Origin of the sequence: Enterococcus sp. DIV1279b, from assembly GCF_050531515.1 — a bacterium.
In the GTDB taxonomy this organism is placed as follows: domain Bacteria; phylum Bacillota; class Bacilli; order Lactobacillales; family Enterococcaceae; genus Enterococcus_D; species Enterococcus_D casseliflavus.
On sequence record NZ_CP172891.1, the window covers coordinates 186,157 to 204,946 of the forward strand.

At 44.3% G+C, this 18,790-nt stretch carries 17 protein-coding genes; 14 read left to right on the plus strand and 3 right to left on the minus strand.

Going from position 1 to position 18,790, the window contains the following annotated elements; all coding sequences use genetic code 11:
- The 6 genes from IGI71_RS00860 (at nucleotide 1) to IGI71_RS00885 (ending at nucleotide 4,992) form a co-directional block, all read left to right on the plus strand.
- Entirely contained in the window at nucleotides 1-786 is a 786-nt protein-coding gene (locus IGI71_RS00860) for a PhnE/PtxC family ABC transporter permease (protein ID WP_201705604.1), read from the plus strand.
- A 14-nt stretch (nucleotides 787-800) separates the two neighbouring features.
- The gene (locus tag IGI71_RS00865) at nucleotides 801-1,517 is read left to right on the plus strand and encodes a tyrosine-protein phosphatase (protein WP_430616086.1); all 717 of its coding nucleotides are present in this window, start codon (nucleotides 801-803) and stop codon (nucleotides 1,515-1,517) included.
- 189 nt (nucleotides 1,518-1,706) lie between these two features.
- Complete coding sequence (locus IGI71_RS00870; protein WP_430616344.1) at nucleotides 1,707-2,075, plus strand: YxeA family protein; 369 nt, start codon at nucleotides 1,707-1,709, stop codon at nucleotides 2,073-2,075.
- Between the two features lie 293 nt (nucleotides 2,076-2,368).
- The gene (locus tag IGI71_RS00875) at nucleotides 2,369-3,715 is read left to right on the plus strand and encodes an amino acid permease (RefSeq protein WP_015508768.1); all 1,347 of its coding nucleotides are present in this window, start codon (nucleotides 2,369-2,371) and stop codon (nucleotides 3,713-3,715) included.
- 107 nt (nucleotides 3,716-3,822) lie between these two features.
- Nucleotides 3,823-4,251: a DUF1761 domain-containing protein gene (locus IGI71_RS00880; protein ID WP_005226702.1), complete on the plus strand. Its 429-nt coding sequence runs from the start codon at nucleotides 3,823-3,825 to the stop codon at nucleotides 4,249-4,251.
- Nucleotides 4,252-4,491: 240 nt separating this feature from the next.
- Nucleotides 4,492-4,992, plus strand: a complete 501-nt coding sequence (locus IGI71_RS00885; RefSeq protein ID WP_167826601.1) for a hypothetical protein — start codon at nucleotides 4,492-4,494, stop codon at nucleotides 4,990-4,992.
- A gap of 109 nt (nucleotides 4,993-5,101) precedes the next feature.
- Here IGI71_RS00885 and IGI71_RS00890 read toward each other — a convergent pair whose 3' ends face one another.
- Nucleotides 5,102-6,244: a serine protease gene (locus IGI71_RS00890; protein ID WP_430616088.1), complete on the minus strand. Its 1,143-nt coding sequence runs from the start codon at nucleotides 6,242-6,244 to the stop codon at nucleotides 5,102-5,104.
- A 424-nt stretch (nucleotides 6,245-6,668) separates the two neighbouring features.
- Here IGI71_RS00890 and IGI71_RS00895 point away from each other — a divergent pair, with 424 nt between their 5' ends.
- The 3 genes from IGI71_RS00895 to IGI71_RS00905 are packed head-to-tail and all read left to right on the plus strand — an operon-like array spanning nucleotide 6,669 to nucleotide 10,200.
- Nucleotides 6,669-7,973, plus strand: a complete 1,305-nt coding sequence (locus tag IGI71_RS00895; protein ID WP_167826603.1) for a hypothetical protein — start codon at nucleotides 6,669-6,671, stop codon at nucleotides 7,971-7,973.
- A 48-nt stretch (nucleotides 7,974-8,021) separates the two neighbouring features.
- Nucleotides 8,022-9,422, plus strand: coding sequence for a hypothetical protein (locus IGI71_RS00900; RefSeq protein WP_413130240.1), 1,401 nt, complete (start codon nucleotides 8,022-8,024; stop codon nucleotides 9,420-9,422).
- A gap of 4 nt (nucleotides 9,423-9,426) precedes the next feature.
- On the plus strand, nucleotides 9,427-10,200 hold the full coding sequence (locus tag IGI71_RS00905) for a hypothetical protein (protein ID WP_430616089.1): 774 nt from the start codon (nucleotides 9,427-9,429) through the stop codon (nucleotides 10,198-10,200).
- 97 nt (nucleotides 10,201-10,297) lie between these two features.
- Here IGI71_RS00905 and IGI71_RS00910 read toward each other — a convergent pair whose 3' ends face one another.
- Nucleotides 10,298-11,227, minus strand: coding sequence for a methyl-accepting chemotaxis protein (locus tag IGI71_RS00910; protein WP_074536619.1), 930 nt, complete (start codon nucleotides 11,225-11,227; stop codon nucleotides 10,298-10,300).
- Nucleotides 11,228-11,445: 218 nt separating this feature from the next.
- On the opposite strand from IGI71_RS00910, the gene IGI71_RS00915 reads away from it, so the two are divergent.
- The 5 genes from IGI71_RS00915 (at nucleotide 11,446) to IGI71_RS00935 (ending at nucleotide 17,063) form a co-directional block, all read left to right on the plus strand.
- Nucleotides 11,446-12,405, plus strand: coding sequence for an alpha/beta hydrolase (locus tag IGI71_RS00915; RefSeq protein WP_430616091.1), 960 nt, complete (start codon nucleotides 11,446-11,448; stop codon nucleotides 12,403-12,405).
- 254 nt (nucleotides 12,406-12,659) lie between these two features.
- A complete protein-coding gene (gene alsS, locus IGI71_RS00920; protein WP_430616093.1) occupies nucleotides 12,660-14,312 on the plus strand; it encodes an acetolactate synthase AlsS in 1,653 nt (550 codons plus the stop codon).
- 18 nt (nucleotides 14,313-14,330) lie between these two features.
- Nucleotides 14,331-15,047, plus strand: a complete 717-nt coding sequence (budA, locus tag IGI71_RS00925; protein WP_167826608.1) for an acetolactate decarboxylase — start codon at nucleotides 14,331-14,333, stop codon at nucleotides 15,045-15,047.
- Nucleotides 15,048-15,352: 305 nt separating this feature from the next.
- The gene (locus tag IGI71_RS00930) at nucleotides 15,353-16,783 is read left to right on the plus strand and encodes a catalase (protein ID WP_430616095.1); all 1,431 of its coding nucleotides are present in this window, start codon (nucleotides 15,353-15,355) and stop codon (nucleotides 16,781-16,783) included.
- 16 nt (nucleotides 16,784-16,799) lie between these two features.
- Nucleotides 16,800-17,063, plus strand: coding sequence for a hypothetical protein (locus IGI71_RS00935; RefSeq protein ID WP_005232670.1), 264 nt, complete (start codon nucleotides 16,800-16,802; stop codon nucleotides 17,061-17,063).
- Nucleotides 17,064-17,246: 183 nt separating this feature from the next.
- Here the strand turns inward: IGI71_RS00935 and IGI71_RS00940 are convergent, their stop codons facing one another.
- Nucleotides 17,247-18,740, minus strand: coding sequence for a helix-turn-helix domain-containing protein (locus IGI71_RS00940; protein ID WP_430616096.1), 1,494 nt, complete (start codon nucleotides 18,738-18,740; stop codon nucleotides 17,247-17,249).
- Nucleotides 18,741-18,790: the final 50 nt, after the last annotated feature.

An 18,790-nucleotide genomic window follows, 5' to 3' on the forward strand; every position in this document is an offset into this window, starting at 1 on the left:
ATGACAACAAAAATTGCATTATCTACGAAAAAAGAACGACTGCTGACTTTAGGCACGATTTGTGGCCTCATCTTGTTGCTGATCACAAGTGTGGCTTTGCTGGACTTGGAGGTCACGCGCTTTTTAAGCCGTTGGCAAGATGCTGGGACGATTTTGGCAAAATTTATGACCCTCGACTTTTCAAAAATCATTCCAGCGTTGGGCCAATTGTTTGTGTCCTTGTGTATGGCGATCTGCGGCTTATTCATCGGGTGGCTCATTGCACTGGTATTAAGCTTTCTTGGAGCAGCCAACACCACACCGCATCTTTTCCTTTCAATGCTTATCAAGGGCAGTGTAGCGGTAGTACGGGCCGTTCCAGCCTTAGTGTGGATCTTGATCGTGGTGGCTAGTTTAGGATTTGGGAATACCTCGGGGGTTTTGGGACTGGTTTTCCCGACGGTGGGGTATTTAACAAAATCCTTTATCAGTTCGATCGAAGAACAAGACGCGGCAATCATTGAAACGATGCAAGCCACCGGTGCCGGCTGGCTGCAAATGATCACAGAAGGCCTGCTGCCTAACTTGAGCAGCCGCTTTCTAGCCTGGACGTCGATTCGTCTGGAAGGCAACATTGCTGAGTCGATCTCACTTGGAATGGTAGGCGCCGGCGGGATCGGCATGCTCTTGACGCGGGCGATCGGTCAATACAATTATGGTGAAATTTCGATGCTGATTTTGCTGATCTTTTTCACGATGATCAGTGTCGAATTAGGGATCGGACAAGTCAAAAAACGAATGAGATAAGGAGACGATCAAGAATGTACACACGATTGCCATTAAAAGGAACCTATAATACAAGAGATTTAGGCGGTTATGCCGCAAAAGACGGAGCAACTGCTTGGAAGCGTTTCTTAAGAAGCGACAGTCTAGCCAATCTACATCCAGAAGATATCGCTTTTTTACAAAAGTATCAGCTGACGACCATCATTGATCTGCGGACGACCTTAGAGATCGAAAAGGAGCCAACCCCTGTGATCGACGGGGTGGAGAACTGGCCGATCTCCTTGATTTCAGAAACGATGGGGGACGTGACGCAACTGGAGCAGCCGCTGATTTTCAATATGGCGGAGCTGTATATCCAGATGATCGAAGACCGTAAAGAGCAAATCAAGCAGATCATGGAAACGATGGCGGCTGCCGAAGGTTGTGTGCTGTTTCATTGTGCGGCGGGCAAAGATCGGACGGGTGTGATCGCTATGCTGCTGCTTCAACTGGCAGATGTAGCAAAAGCTGATATTATTGCCAACTATCAAACGACGCACACCTATTTAGCTGCTAACCCGCTGGTAGCTCAGCAAGTCCAAACGATCACGAATGAGATGTGGTTGTCAGCACCTGAGTACCTGTTGCCCGTCTTAACGCATCTGGAAGCAACCTATACTGATGCGTATCATTATTTGCGGACGATTGGTGTCGCACAAGAGACCCTCGTTCATTTGCAAAGCAAGTTGATTGATGTGGCAGTGACGGTTTAAGGGTCACGAACAAACGGAACATCTAAGTGAGGGACTACTGCTTCTTTTGAAAAAGTAGTCCCTTTTTGTCTTAGTCACAATGACCGACGGAAAAATACGTCTTAAGTTTGATTATATTTATCGCTTGTTTTTTTATACTGAAGGTAGATAGAAAAAACGGAGGACAATCACTTGAAAAAAGCAATTAGTATGATCCTGCTCGTGTTAACGATCGGGACCGTCACATTGGTTACATGGTCTTATTTTACGAAAGATGATTCCAGCGAACTGGTTCAGCTGGTGGATCGTTTCAATCCGTTCGTACCGGAGAAAAAGGTCTATGTCAAAACATCCGACGAGTATGGCGTGTTGCAAGAACACGATTCCTACGAATATACACAAGAAGGAGTCAATGAAGATGGGCAAAAGATAAAAATCACGTTTTGGGCACCACAAAAGCTAAAAGAAAATGCCTACCTAGAGCTTGATGCAAAGGGCAAACATGTGGAGTCGTATCAAGAGGTGATCGAGCAAGATCTCCCTGACGCCGTCAAAGACGAGTTGGTTACGACTCATTGATCATCAAGCCTGCTTGAAAAAAGGACAGGAAGTCATTTCCCGCAAGTTGGGAGATGGCTTTTTTCGTGCATTCACTTAGATAAAAGCTCGCCAAGATTTGATTTAGGTGAAAAAGATTAGAGGATGATAGAATTTTCAGAAAAAATAGATAATTTTTTCAATTCTTAGTTGCAATAGCAGAAGCGTCTGGTATTCTCTATGAGGTAGTTAAAAAAAATATTCATATAATTAAAAATAGCAACAGTGAGAGAATCACCTTTTATGGAGGATCAACGGTTTTCAAGGAGGAACCTATGACAGAAAAAAATCAATTAAAAAAGCAGATGAAAACCAGACATATCACTATGTTGGCACTAGGTGGCGCCATCGGTGCTGGCCTATTCAAAGGCAGCGGTGAAGCGATCCAGTTAGCGGGGCCTGCGGTCTTGCTGGCGTTTATTTTTTGCGGGCTGATCTTATTTGTCGTCATGACAGGACTGGGACAGTTGGTCTTATCTGACCAAAAACAACATGGTCTTTCGGGCTTAGTCCAGCCATATCTTGGCGTGCATACAGCCGATTTCATTGACTGGATCTACTGGTCAATGTGGATGATCAACATCATCGCCGAAGCAGTTGCTGCCGCAAGCTTTTTGCAGTTGTGGTTTCCCAATATTCCAGCTTGGATCTTTGTGTTGATTTTGGCACTGCTCACGACCATCATCAATTTGTTTTCGGTTCGCTTGTTTGCGGAAACGGAATATTGGCTTTCCTGGGCCAAAATCAGTGTGGTGATCGCGTTGATCTTGGTGGGTCTCTATCTGGTTGCCACGCAAGTCTTTGATTTGGGCTTTTTCCCGACGATGAGGCAAATGACAGACTATGGTGGTTTTGCCCCCCATGGTCTCAAAGGATTTATCAATTCGTTATTGGTCGTAATCTATTCGTACGGCGGTTCTGAATTAGTAGCCATTACGATCAGTGAAGCGGAAAATCCCAAAAAAGCGATCCCGCAAGCAATCAAAGGAGTGATGACTCGGATTGCCGCTTTTTACATCATTCCCTTGTTTCTTTTACTGATCATTTATCCGTGGAATCAATTAGCCGATCCAAATGTCAGTCCTTTTGTGATGGTGTTTCAAAAAATCCATGTCCCATTTGCCTCCGACATCGTCAATTTAGTGATTATTTTGGCTTTGTTTTCGTCGATCAATTCTGGGGTCTATGCTTCTTCAAGAACGTTGTTTTTCCGATTAAGCAACAATGGCCAGAAAAAAAGCCGCTTTACGATGCTGAATAAAAACAGCGTGCCCCAACGAGCGATCATGTTTTGCAGCGGTACTTTATATCTTGGGGTCGTTCTTTCTTACTTTTTAGGCGACAAACTCTTCAATTATCTAGCAGGCTCCCTGTCTTATACTGTATTGCTGATCTGGTTGTTGATTAGTGCGGCGGCGTTTGTTTTGGTACGCAAGCAGAAGAAAATGGGCTATACGATTTTCTTGAGTGGGGCGATCCTTGCTCTGATTTTGCTGTTTGTCGGTATTTTGATCACTAACCCATTGGCGGTCACTGGCTTCACCGCACTATTGTATACGATCATTTTTCTTAGTTTTTATTGGAACCATCGAAAAATTGAGAAAACCAGTGAAAAAAGTTGAAGAAACGTCCCTTAAGACATAAACTGATGGGGAAGGAACCCCGCGTTCGGTTGTTTCTTCGGTTCTCAGGAATGTGACGATAAAATAAAGTGTAGGAGAAGACGAAAATGGTTAATTTTTGGACATTGATTTTCGGCACCCTCAGCTGGGTCGTGGTGGAAAGTCTGCTTTACAATCCGATGCATAAGTGGGGCAAGTTTTGGGCGAAAGAATCAGGAATGGCAGAGAAGATGGCTGATCAGCAGATGACGACCGGTGACATGCTCTTTACCTTTGGCGGCACGATCGTTGGTGGGATTCTCTTATCAGCAGCGACCTATCAAGTCGTCTATTGGTTTGCAACATTCGATCATGATGGTTGGCTGATGACCTCCTTGCAAGTCGCTTGCTTATTGTGGCTAGGGGTTTATGGGGTCGCCACCTTCGTGATGGCTGTTTACTCGGGACAGTCCCGCAAATTAGTCGGGCTGCACCTTGTGAACGGGTTTCTAGGAGTGATCGTTTTAGGACTTGTTGTCGGCTTGATTGGACAGTAAGCAACGATCATACCCCAGCGAGAGCGTTCAAAGGTCTCAACGAATCAATCCTAAAGAAAGCCGATCTTGTTTCAACAAGGTTGGTTTTTTTGTGCGTAAAATTATCCTTACTATAAAAAAAGGCTATAAAAGCAAATAATTTGTGCTATACTAAAAGCACTTTAATCTGTAGAAAACCAAATCCGCGGATTGCGGAAAAATCATCAAAGAAACAAAATTAGGGGCAACGAGGAGGAAAAAATGAAAACGAAAAGCATGTTAGGTAGAGGAATATTTGCTGCCGTTTGTTTAGTGACACTATTTTTCTTGACAAGCTGTAGCAGCTCAGGGGTTGACTCTGCAGCTGCGAATCAAGTATTGACCAATAGCAACAGTCATCAACAAAATGCCTTGTACGTTTTGGAAGATGGAAAGCTCACCGTCAATAAAACGCTGAGTTTTTTGGTCGATCCGAATCAGGAACCTGCGGACTTGGTAAAAGAACAAGAGACGCAATTAGTGCAGATCAACGAAACACTGCAAGCAGAGTTTCCCAAAAGCAAAGCACTGACTGCGGCAGACATCGGTCCTATGCACACCTTTGAAGTGACAAATGCCCAAGTGATCATTGATCAAGAGAAAAGGGAAGTGCGCATGACTGGCGATGATTTTGAGAAAGTATTCAAAATGGCGGACAACAATGACGAGCGTCTGATCGATGACGAACAAAACGAGTACGAGTTTTCGTATGAGGAAAACTAGCAAGTGACAAAAAAACGGCTGCCTCCGACGAGACAACCGCTTCAGACAGTAGACAAACCTTAGACAAAAATGAGGTTTGTCTTTTTTTCGTTGCAAAATTTAGTGGCTATTACGGAAAACATTTTGCGCAAGGAGTAAGTCCGCGACTTTGCGCTTCTGCTAAAGTGGCAGGCGTGTAGGTACCGTTGCCGCATTTTCTCGTATGATATTTCGAACCTGTTGGTGTAACGAGGACCGACGTTTGGGCTTGATTGCTAGCAGCGGCTGGCTGACTTTGTTCTGGCACAGCGGCGGCTGCCTGCCGTTCTTCCTCCGCCTTGGCTTGAGCGGCTGCTTGTTCGTTGGCAGCGATCGTTTGCGCCACTGTTTTTGTTCGAGCAGCTAATTCCTCATCGGGGGTCTTGAGACGAGCGACAGCATCTTCTGCACGAGCAAGGGTATCTTTTGTCGGCTCCGCCTCTGCCTCTGCCGCTTCCACCGCTTGGACAGCTTCTGCAACGAGTGCTTCTGCTTCTTTCTCAGAAATCTTAGTTTCTACAGTGGATAACCGACTTTCAAACGTTTCCTTGTTCAAAACCGCTTGTGCGACCAATTCTTTTGCCTGATCGAAATCCCTGCGCTCAAGAGAAGCTTCAGCGGTATCAAGGGCTTTGCCGATGGCAAGGTGTTCTTCAACTACCGCGAGCCGAGTAGCGAGATCTCCGTAGGTTTTACTCAAAGCATGAATCATCGTCACGGCTTCGTCGTAATTCTTTTGGTTTGGCTGGGTTTCGGCAAGCGCCAGTGCCGTCTCGGCTTTTTCCAGTGCTGCTTGTTCTTGTTTTTCAGCTTGCAAACTCGCTAGAAATGCACGAGAAGGTTTGACGGTGACGACTTCTTCTTTGGTGTTTCCACCCATTGAGGCTTGGAGGGTAAATTCCTGTTCCTCTTCATCTTCAAGTTGCACGGTGTAAGAAAATGTTTCGTCCGCCAGCGAAACCTCCACCCCGTTGATCGTCAGTTGCGCTTCTGGGTTGGTTCGCCCAGTAATCGCCGCTTCGCCTTGTTCGTTGGTAACCAGTTCTGCTTCATCTACGTGAAGCTCCGGTGTTGTTGCAGGAGTCAATAATACCCCGCCGATCAATAAGAGAAAACCACCCATAAAAATAACGATTTTGTTGCGAAGTGGTTTTTTCTTGATCAAACTAAGAACAAAAAAGATTCCGCTTACAACCATTGTCAAAAAACCAACAACAAAAATAAATATCCCCATACTTTTTTCATTTCCTTTCTTGTGAATATTTTAATTATAACATTTTTATTAACGTATCCGCCATCAATAACCGACTAGTAAGGGTTGCTGAGCGTACGGAGGGAGTTTAATTAGTAAATCATCAGATATTTTTATCAATAATAAATAGATTTAAGGTATTTTTTATTATAAAATGATATATAAAAGAGTTTTTTCGTTTGCGGTTGTTTTTTTGGTTAAACAACTCTTGGTACAAATCCACTTGTTTGCTTCATCACTGTAAAAAAATGTTTCGAACAAACGGTTGAGAGCGAGCAACTACTTGCAAACCAGCAGCTTTCCTTCGCTGCTTCCCCCAAATAACACCATAAAAAAGAGATTCCCCCTCACTTGCAACCAAGCCATTTCATTGATAAGAAAATCAGTATGCGCAAAAGGAGAAGCAATGAAAATCACACAAATCCAATGTCCCAGCTGCTTGGGTCAGTTAACCGTTGACTGGGAGAAAGGAAAAGCAGTTTGCCAGTATTGCTTAACGAAGTCAGTCCTACATTCGCCGCCAAAACAAACGCAAGCAGCTTCGAATGAACAGGTTCCCGTAGTTTTTCAAGAAGTCAAAGAAGGGTTTTATTCGTTTACCTTTAATGAAGACGAGGTAGCAAATGCCTTGAAAAAATGGCTGATCCAACAGGAATCAGTTCCTGAGGACATTGTCGTTCATCTTGAAGTCAGCGAGGTAAAACGATATTTTATTCCGATTTATGAATTTCAGGTGACCTATACGATGCACTGGGAGGGGGCATTTGGCTACGATACCCATTCCATTGCATGGGAAGGCTCGCATACGACCACATGGGAAAAGAAGCGCGGCGACCATCCAGATGAGACGGTCATACTCTATCAATGCGGCAGTTCGGAGGTGATCGAGCAAGAAATTCCTCAAAGCTTCGAGGTCAATGATGAAATGAAAAGAAAACCGCACTTTAGTACCGATCAAAAGGAATTTCAACAGCTAGTCTCAGCACATGCTATTCATGCTTTTCCCTTTGATATTGAGCAAGAGCAGGCGCTCTTTGGTTCTGAAAAACAAGCGGAATTGAGAGCCCATGCGAATGCGGTGATCCAGAAGAAAGAATCTGCCGATCATCTAAAAGAGCTGCACCTAGATCTTTCCCTGATCAGCTGTGCTACAGAAAAGCTCTACTTTCCCCTGTATATGGGCACCTTCAAGTACCAAGAGCAATCCTTTGAATTTGCGATCGACGGCAAAGATCCTGACCGAATGAAGCTGCCGATTATCCCACAGTGCCAAGAAACCTTACAAACGGTTGCGAATTTTTCAAAAGCTCGTAAGGTTTTTGGCTGGTCCTCCGTACTCTTTTTTACGTTAGGTGTGATCCTGATGATCTTGGCGCTATTCATTTCTGAATGGATCCCTCTAGGAAGAGTATTTAGGGCTGTCATAGGGGGGATTGTCATGAGTTCTCTGCCAACTGCAATCTATTGGGTAGTATCGGGGATATTGTTGCACTTTCTAAAAGAACAGTACCTCAAAACAGTCCAAAAATTTAGAGATGAGCTCCAAAGAGAATTATTAGGTAAGAAAACAGTTGGGACCGCTTTGTTAGCAAACTACGAGAAGTGTGGAAAGAAGCTTGCAAGAATGAGGAAATTTTATGAATGGCTCGATACGATCGCTTATGTGGTCGTGGTCGTTACCCTTATTTGGAACATTCTTCGGTTTCTTTGATAAACCATCTTGTTGAAAAGAAAAAACGATTCATAAAAAGGAGAAAAAATGAAAATCACACAAATCCAATGCCCCAGTTGCTTAGGGCGTCTAGAAGTTGATTGGGACTCAGGAAAAGCAGTCTGTCAGTATTGCTTGAATGAGCTGTTGATCAAACCAGAACAAAAAAACCAGGAACAAACAAACCAGGAACAAACAAACCAAGTCGTCTCGCTGAAAGAGTTGCCATGCATTCAAGGGACCGTCAAAGAAGGGTTTTATCCGTTTGCCTATGATGAAAAGGCATGTGAAGCGGCGTTGAAAAATAAACTAGCTTGGCAAGAGACCATCTCGGAAAGTATCTTTTTTGAGCTAGAGATGGTTTATCTCAAACGTGTATTTATCCCGATGTATTATTTTCAAATTGCTTATGATGCGCAAGTGAGAGGAAGCTATGTCCACGAGGAACAGCAGAGGGGGCGTGGGCGCATTACTGCCGACATTTCTTTACATAACAGCGGGAACACAACGGTTTTCAATGAATATTTCCCTACGGATACCCAAAAAGAAGCGGATTACAGTATCAATGGTAAGCTGCCGCTGCATCTTCAAAAAGGAGCCGCCTATTGCACGGATATGCAGCAGTTTTCGGCACTTAGTCAAGGCGCTCAGGTGCTGCCCTTTGATATTTCCAGAGAAGCGGCACTCTCTGATACCCATCTAATGGAAGTCTTTGAAGCAAAAGCCAAAGACCATTTGGTGGGAGCAGAGGTTGCCAATGAGGTTCAACTGACTCTTTTTCCGAAACAATGTGATACGGAAAAACTGTATTTTCCTTATTACATTGGCGAATTCAAGTATGGAAACCAAACCTATTCTTTCGTGGCTGATGGCACCGATGCTGAACGTCTTTTTCCAACCCAGCTTCCTGAATGTGAACAGCTGGTGCAAGTGAAGAAAAGTTTTTCGAAGACCAGTAGTGTCCTTTGGCAGTTCTGCTATACCTTCTTTTTTGTCGGATTATTTTCTGGAATTGCTTCGAGTTTTCTATTTGATGGCTTTTTATTACCGGCTGTTGCCTTTAGTCTGCTTGCTTCAGCGGTCATCTTGCTGATTGCTTGTCTTGCGACTTGGTACTTCTTGCTCGTACCAGAGGTCAAGTTTTTCTCAGAGTACGGCAAATTCAAAGCAGAACTTTCCCAGGCATTGAGTCAGTCGGATGCATCAACGGCTGCAGCGAAGAAAGCTTTTGAAACGCGGAGGAAGAAACTCGTTCGAAAAACAGTATTTTACAGCAGTCTGGAAAACATGGCGTATGAATTTGCCTTGATCCTTTTTTTAGCAATCCTGACTTGGTATTTCAGTTTTTATGGCTTATCGTTTCTAGTGCTGCTGGCGTTTGTCACCTGGAATACGATCCGTATTTTTACAACAAAAAGCTCCGATACCTGTATCGAAACGAAAGGATGATTCAATGGATATTATTCCGATTCAATGCCCCCACTGCCTAGGAGAACTAGAAGTCAATTGGGACGCTGGCACGGCGATTTGTCTGTATTGTCGTGGGAAAATGGTCATTAAACAATCTTTCGATCATACCAAAAGCCCGCATGCCAATCCTATGACAGAAAAACAGCTTGCGCTGACGCACCTTGCTGCTTTGTTGAAGAAAATCAGTCAGTCAGCTGCTGCCAACCAAACGATTGATCCTCTTCCCCTGGGAAACTCGCCAGCAGCTGGGGGTTCAAGTGATCACAAGCAGTCAGAGCAATCGGCAACGAATCAGACGTCTTTGATTCAATGGGCGCCACTCGATCCGGACAACGAGCGACAAACTCGTTTGAATGCTTTTTTGCAAGAGCAATATTTTTTGTTCTATTTCTTTGGAGAAAAACAAGTGTTGCCGCAGCAATTGCAAAGACAAGTCCTTACCAGTTTTCAAGTGCCTGAAACGGAGACGCCTCTGGCACTGCTAACGGCACAGATGACTGGCAAGAAAGCGGATGCGGGTCTACTTTTTGGTGTCGAACGAGTGTATTTGTGCACGTATAAAAGGAAAGAAAAACGAACAGCCAGTTTTTCCTGGAGTACTTGGAAAAATCTTTCCTTTGAGATTCGACATAAAATCTTTGGTAGTATTTTGGTGATTCAAAAGGAATACCGTATTCCTATTCAAACATTGGGCTATGCAACCAAACCGTTTTTGCAAGAGTTGCAGAAATTGCTACAAGAGTGGGGGGCTGACTAGTGCTGAGGCGGAGGATCAATGGGCAGTCAAATCAGGAATCAACTGTTTAGTTAGAAAACCAAAAAGAGCGTCGCAAACAGCGGCGCTCTTTTTCACTTCATGTGGTTTCCAACTCAGCATCGTTGGTTTCTGATAAATACTCGGCTTCATCGTTTAAAAGACTGGCCGTCGTTCGCAGCGTGTCGTAAGAATGCAAAACGGCAGCGAGGCTTTTTTGCGAATCACTGATTTTCATGGTCGTCGAATCGGCACTATCTAACACGACTAAGGCTTGTTGATTGATGGCTTGCATGGTTGCGGCAATGGTTTGGGTCAACTGCTTGGTCTGTTCAGCTAATTTTTGCATTTCATCGGCAACTACCCGAAAGCCAGCTGCCTGTTCGCCGATCCGTGCCGTTTCGATGGAAGCATTGAAGGACAGTAGCTTGGTTTGTTGTGCAATGCGGTCGATGTCATGCAGCACCGCTGACACCTGTTGGCTATCCATTTCTAAGGCATGGGTCGTTGCTTGATTTTGATCAGACAGCTGTTTGACTTGCGCCAAGTTCTCTGACAAATGATCGACTTGCTGGTGTCCGTTGGCCGAAAGTCGTGTCAGGGAAGCCGCACTGTCTTGTACTTTTTTGATAGTGACCGCTAAGGCTTGTTCTCTTTGGGTAATGTCAAAAGCGATTTTGACGACATTGACGACTTCTTGCTGCTCATCGAGGACGGGGAAGTAGATCCCTTCTAAAATCAGTTTTTCTCCTTGTTTGTTTTTCCGAATGATTTTGTCTTGAAACCGTTGCTTTGAGTAAAGCAGTTGATTCCAGAAAGCTTGGTAATCCGTACTGGCAGCATAATGGTCAAAACAAAAGGTCCGATGCGGCAAGCCAATGATTTCTTCTTGGCTATAACCTAGGATATCCGTCATGTTGGCATTGGCGAAAACAACTTCTTTTTGCGGATCAAAGACTATGACAGCGAGTTCTTGAAAAATAGCAGCGAGCAGACGGTTATTTTGTGTTTCATCTAATGTGAATTTCATACGTACTTACCTACGCCTTTCAGTTTTTTGGGAAGTTTACACAGCGAGTGTCTTACAGTTATCGGTGATGAAGGCAAGGCAGTTAAGAGTGCAAAAACCACCTTTTTTGTCGAACAAAATGCCTGGAAGCAGAAGGAAGCAAGATTCTTTGCATCAGAATGACTTGGTGGTACCCTTAAGGTCAACACGAACGATTTCAAACAAAAGGAGAGAATCGTATGACAGATAGAATTTCGTTGGAAAAAGCAGCCGTTGAATTTAGTGAGGCAAATGCACCGCACCCACGGATCTATGAATTACCGCCAGAAGAAGGGCGCGCACTATTGGAACAAGTCCAAGAGTCACCCGTCAATAAATTGGCGGTTGAGATAGAAGATCAGACCGTAGATACAGGCGAATGGGGGACCATCAATGTTCGTTTTGTTCGTCCTGAAGGAAATCATGCGATTCTCCCTGTCATTTATTATCTCCATGGCGCGGGCTGGGTCTTCGGCAGTGCCGCGACTCATGATAAATTGATCCGTGAATTGGCGGTACGAACCAACTCGATCGTCATTTTTCCTGAATATAGTCGTTCACCAGAAGCAAAATACCCAACGGCGATCGAACAAAATTATGCGGTCTTGCAGCAATTACCGGGATTTGTCGATGTCAAAGGCTTAGACCTTAGCCGTTTGACCGTGGCTGGCGATTCCGTAGGTGGGAACATGGCGACGGTTATGACCTTGTTAACGAAAGCCCGTGGCGGCATTCCGATCGCACAGCAATTATTGTTCTATCCTGTGACAGATGCCCGCTTTGATACGCCTTCGTATGAAGCATTCGGTGAAAATTATTTTCTGACCAAAGAAGGGATACAATGGTTCTGGGATCAATACACGACGGATGAAACACAGCGGGATCAAATGACCGCTTCTCCACTACGCGCGACCAAAGAGGAGTTAGCCGATCTGCCGCCAGCGTTGATCATTACAGGCGAAGCAGATGTCTTGCGGGATGAAGGGGAAGCCTATGCGCAGCATTTACGAGCAGCTGGCGTGGAAGTCACCCAAGCACGGATGCAAGGGATCATCCATGATTTTGTGATGGTCAATGCGATGGATCAGACCCAAGCCGCACGAGCGGCCATGACACTGGCTGTCGGTTGGCTGACGGAAAAAAATGTCCCCGCAGAATAAGAAACCGACGAAAGCAGCTTCTTTTTATGCGGTGTTCTGATACAGAAAAGGATGTATGGAGTGGAGCGATCCACTCCTTTTTTTGTCGGAAAAATTGAAAGACGTACCCCTGCAGTCTGAAGCAGATGCAAACGTTCTCTAAAAAAACTCGCTTTTATAATACAGATTTTAATAAGTGTTTTTCGTTGATAAATAAATAAAAAGTGCTATTATATGTATTGTGATTAATACAGTTTTTGAAAAGAGGTAATACAGTGAGTGCAAAAGGATCAGAAATCATTGTTGAAAGTTTAGAAAATCATCGGGTGCCTTATATCTTTGGGATTCCCGGTGCAAAAATCGATGGCGTGTTTGACGTGTTGAGTGATCGGGGACCAGAGTTGATCTTGGCACGACATGAACAAAACGCGGCCTTTATGGCACAAGCAATCGGTCGCCTGACAGGAGAGCCAGGAGTCGTCATTGCAACAAGTGGACCAGGAGCCAGTAATTTAGCGACTGGGTTGGTCACGGCAACTGCCGAAGGTGATCCCGTCTTGGCACTAGCAGGCCAAGTGAAGCGTTCTGACCTTTCAAAATTGACCCATCAAAGCATGAATAACGCGGCGTTGTTTGCGCCGATCACGAAATTCAGCAGTGAAGTCCAAGATCCTGAAACCCTTTCTGAAAATATTGCCAACGCCTTTCGCATCGCAAAAACAGCGAAAAAAGGGGCGAGCTTTTTATCCATTCCTCAAGATGTGACAGATGGAACCGTTCAAGGGGCAGCGATCAAACCACTATCTTCGCCTAAATTAGGCAGTGCCGATGCAGAAGATATCCAGGCACTCGTCGATCGGATCAAAGAAGCCAAATTGCCTGTCTTACTCTTAGGGATGCGGGCTTCAGGCGTGAAAGAAACACAAGCGATTCGTCAGTTAGTTGCAAAAATTGGGTTGCCTGTCGTAGAGACCTTCCAAGGTGCTGGAATCATTTCTCGTGAATTAGAAGAGCATTTCTTTGGCCGCGTCGGCTTATTCCGCAATCAGCCTGGTGATATGTTGTTGAAACGCAGCGACTTAGTGATTGCTGTAGGGTACGACCCGATCGAATACGAAGCCCGCAACTGGAATGCGGAAAAAGATGCCCGCGTGATCGTTATCGATGAAGTACCGATGGAGATCGATCCATTTATGCAGCCAGAAGTTGAACTGATGGGCAGTATCGCGAAAATTATTGAACAACTATCAAAAGCCATCGATCAGTATCACTTGAGCGAAGACGCCCAAAACTATTTAACGACGCTGCAAACCAAACTCAATGAAAAACCAGCGGATGTCGAAGGCAGCAACAATACCTTGCATCCCTTGGAAATCATTGATGCTTTGCAACAAGAAGTGACCGATGACATGACGGTGACGGTGGATGTCGGCAGCCACTACATTTGGATGGCCCGTCATTTCCGCAGTTATGAGCCACGGCATCTGCTCTTTAGTAATGGCATGCAGACTTTAGGGGTCGCTTTGCCATGGGCGATCGCGGCAGCGCTCGTGCGACCAAATACTCAAGTGATCTCTGTATCTGGCGATGGTGGCTTCTTGTTTTCTGCCCAAGAGTTAGAAACAGCCGTCCGTTTGAAACAAAACATCATTCACTTGATTTGGAATGACGGTACCTACAATATGGTGAAATTCCAAGAAGAAATGAAATATGATCGTGCTTCTGGGGTTGATTTTGGACCAGTTGATTTCGTGAAATATGCCGAAGCGTTTGGTGCCAAAGGCTTACGGGCAACCACCAAACAAGAATTGATGGCAGCCATCGAAGAAGGCTTTGCAACGGATGGTCCAGTGATCATTGATATCCCTGTGGATTATTCAGACAATGCCGATCTTGGCAAAACGATCCTACCTGATCAATTTTATTAAGACCAAAGGAGCATCAAGATGAAAGTGAAAAACAAAAGTTATTTATATCAGCATGGCACCCTAGGTGGGTTGATGCAGGATTTAATGGATGGCACGGAGCAAATCGGAAAAATGCTTGAATATGGCAATTTTGGGATTGGTACTTTGGCTGGTTCCAATGGTGAAGTGATTATTTTAGATGGTGAAATCTACCATGTAGACGAGTCGGGCAAGGTACAAGTGCTCCAAGGAAATGAAGGAACCCCCTATGCGGCAGTCGTTGATTTTTCTGCGGCGAAGCACCTGCAGGTCAGCCAAGAAATGACCGATGAAGAAGTGAAAAACCAAGTCCTGACAGAAGTCAGCCCGAATTTGTTTTCCGCTGTCAAGATTCATGGGGTATTTACCAAGATGCACGTCCGCGTTGCCCCAAAGCAAGAAAAACCGTACCCAAAATTCATTGAGATCATCCAGCATCAGCCGGAATTTCAAGCAGAAGATATCAGCGGAACGATCGTCGGGTTCTTTACCCCGTTGTTGTTCCACGGTGCTGCGGCCGCCGGTTTCCATTTGCATTTTATTAGTGATGATCGCACATTTGCTGGTCATGTCTTAGACTTTGAAGTGGCAGCTGGTGAAGTCGAATTGATGGAACTAGCCGAATTTCGTCAGCATTTTCCTATCGACAACCAAGACTACTTGCAGCGGGAGATCGATGTCGCAAAAATCGCCAAGGATATTGAAGCTGCCGAATAAGCAGCAGGCAGCAAAAAATAATTGATCGCCAGTAGAGTGGTCTCGGATCGAATTGAGCGCAAAAGTAGCAGTGAAGCCAACGCTTCACTGCTTTTTTTGTGCTTCCTTCTAATCGTGAGGGTTGCTGCAAAAACCTGGATACTTCGATAAAAAAGCTGGGAAATAGTCAAAAATCTGAAATAATTCTTATTTATGAGCAAATAAATTGATATATTTGAAGAATAATGATAATTTTTGTACTAATTAGAAGTATTTTGTTGAGAGTAATTACACTTGACTGATTTTATAGAGAAAAGAGGAAGGATATGAAAAAAGAGTTGACGACTGCGCAAGGAGCCAGTGTAGCGGATAACCAGAATTCTTTGACGGCGGGGCGCCGTGGACCAGTGTTGATCCAAGATGTCCATTTGCTAGAAAAACTGGCACATTTTAATCGTGAGCGGATTCCCGAACGAGTCGTTCATGCGAAAGGTGCGGGGGCTCATGGTGTCTTCCGAGTAACAAACGACGTAACGATGTACACGAAAGCGGCTTTTCTTTCAGCCATCGGGAAAGAAACAGACCTGTTTATTCGCTTTTCAACGGTTGCCGGAGAACTGGGGTCTGCGGATACGTTGCGCGATCCTCGGGGGTTTGCGGTTAAATTTTACACGGAAGCGGGGAATTATGACCTCGTGGGCAATAATACCCCGATTTTCTTTATTCGTGATCCGTTGAAATTTCCTGATTTTATCCATACCCAAAAAAGAGACCCGCGAACGCACTTGAAAAATCCAGAAGCGGTGTGGGATTTTTGGTCCCATTCACCGGAATCCCTCCATCAAGTCAGCCTGTTGATGGGGGATCGGGGGTTACCGGCAACCTTTCGCCATATGCATGGGTATGGGAGCCATACATTTGCTTGGATTAACGCAGAGGGGGAACGCTTTTGGGTGAAATATCATTTTCGGACGGATCAAGGCATTATGAACATGAGTGCAGCGCTCGCAGCAGAACTTGCGGGAAGCAATCCTGATTATCATATTGAAGATCTATACAAAGCAATCGAGGCAAAGGAGTATCCTTCTTGGACACTCTATGTTCAAATCATTCCCTTTGAAGAAGGCTGGTCAGCTGCCGTCAATCTTTTTGATGTGACCAAAACAGTCTCACAAAAAGACTATCCGCTGATTGAAGTGGGACGCATGACCTTGAATCGCAATCCAGAGAACTATTTCAACGAAGTCGAGCAAGTCACTTTTTCACCGGGCAATATCGTTCCAGGGATCGATTTTTCACCGGACAAACTATTGCAAGGTCGGCTGTTTGCTTATGGTGATGCGCATCGCTATCGAGTTGGACCCAATAGCAGCCAGTTGCCGATCAATGCGCCGAAAGCGCCCGTCCACAATCACCAACAAGATGGCTTCATGAATACCAAAACGAATTCTTCAGGGATCAATTATGAACCGAACAGTTTTGATGGCGTCAAGGAAAACCCGCATGCCAAGGGCATCCACTATTCGTTAGAAGGAGAGATCGGTTCCTTTGATTACGATGAAGACTATTATAGCCAAGCAGGTGATTTTTATCGTTTGCTCTCAGAAGAAGAACGAACACGCTTGATTCAAACGATTGCGGGAAGTTTGGGACAGGTTCAAAATCAACAGATCAAAGAACGGCAAGTCATGCATTTTTACCGTGCGGACCCAGAATACGGCAGACGAATCGCTGAAGCAATCGATGTGAACATTTAAGAATGGAGGAAAAAGAATGTTACTTTTACATGTAGTTTTTGGCCTTTTATCTTTTGTCGGAGCAATGATGCTGGGGGTGGCCTTCAAAGGGCAGCTGCGAGAGCTTTCAAGGCTTCAGCAATGGGCAGTCGGTTTGAGTTATACGGGCACGCTGTTGACGGCGATTTTGGGGATCTTGTCTGCATCTTCTCATCCAATCATCGTACTCATGACCCTCGTAGGCGCACTGGCTTTTACGAAACGGACATTTTTAAGTGCAGATCAATCCAAAGAGCAATGATTGCTGATAGTAGCGGCGTAGAAGGAAAAAGCGTACTTGATTAACTGGAAAATTCCCATATAAAGCTGCTTCCACTAAAAAAGAACAGCTTTATATGGGAGGATTAGTCAGGCGTTCGTTTAAAGGCGACAAGGAAATATCAATTCTCTTTCTTTGGAGAAGCGGCGTGAATGATTGGAATTACTACGTATTATCAAGAACGACCAACCGCAAAATTCTCGGATTGATTCGATTCAAAAGATAATTCCAATCGGCAGCGTCGGGTATTGATTTTAATAAGACACTTTCAACATCCAGTAAGTATTCAGTGGCGTATTCGGAGTAGTTAGTAATGAGAAAATTAATGTTTTTTTCTTTTAAATACTCGTGGGAGAGTTCGTTTGAATCAGGGTAGTACATTTCATGATAAACGCCAAGATATTTTCGGATAATACTTTCGGAGTACTCACAAACATATTCATTGCCTTCAAAAATAACAGCTATAGTTCTCCGCGTGCCCCAATTCTCTTCAATGATGGCTTCCATGTGGAAGGTGAGGCTGGCACAAAAATCATCCAAATGGTCGAAAGAATAGAGTGTTTTCACAAGAGGATGTGAGAGCAAAAACTGGCGATTTTTTTTATATTCAGCCGCATATTTCTCTTTGACGAAAGCATTCAAATCATCGATGTTGACGTTCATCGTTGGCGATAACAACTCACGAAGCTTGAAAATAGTGAAGAATGACTCTAACCAAAGCAAATCTTTTTGTTCATCAAAGCTGTTGCCGCGATTTTGGACATAAAAATCAGCAGTGATCTGTTTGATCGCGGGCCAGTGGTTATAGTTAAGACAAAACGCTTTGCTTGTTTCTAGATCGGTGTTGAGTTTGCGACGACAAATGATGCAAGTCAAAAGATAGATTGCTTCTTCTTGAGGAAACTCAAAGGTAAAATAACGCTGGATAATCATTTTAAGGTCCTCATAATTTGAAAGTAAACCATTTTTTTTAACTAACTCGCTTAGTTCTGGAGAGGGGGCAGCAAGTAAACCGCGTTTGCTGCGCTCCACGCTAATATAAAGGATATAAGCAAAATAAGAAAACGAAGAGCTCTGTAAGGCCTTCGTTTCCAAAAGGTCAGTGATTTCCATCACCGCATCTTGTACATGGATCGAGGGAAATAACGTGTGGACATTAATGTCAGACTCGTAGTAAAAAAGACAGAAAAATTTTCGTATATCGATCTCCGAACCTGCCAAAGAGACGGGATCCGTTTTGATTTTTAAACAGAAAGGGGATAAAAATGGCTGTATTTTCCGGAAGTAGCTGATCAGCGCTTGTTCAGAAATATTAAGCGTTAAGCTCCAATCAAAGAGGGTTTGCTGCTCATCATAAAAAATACTTTCTAAAATCTGGAAAATCGGTTCATCTTTTATCAATTCTTGCTTTTGCTTTCGATACCTATCATGATCGATTTCTTCAAAAAGATACCCGATTTTTGCTGTATGGATCGCCATAGCCCCTTTAAAATACTCTCGCAAGCTAGCAATGTCAGTAATCAACGTACGCGTACTGCTCTCGGTCACTTCAGCGAGTTCTCCCAGTGTACGGGAGGGACTTTTCTCAAATTCATTCAACAATTGCAGCCAGCGAATCAACGTGCGGTTTCGCATGAATTTTAATTGAAATGTTTTCATGTCAGCCTCCAACAAAATAAGTTTAAATAATTATAGCATAATCATTTACA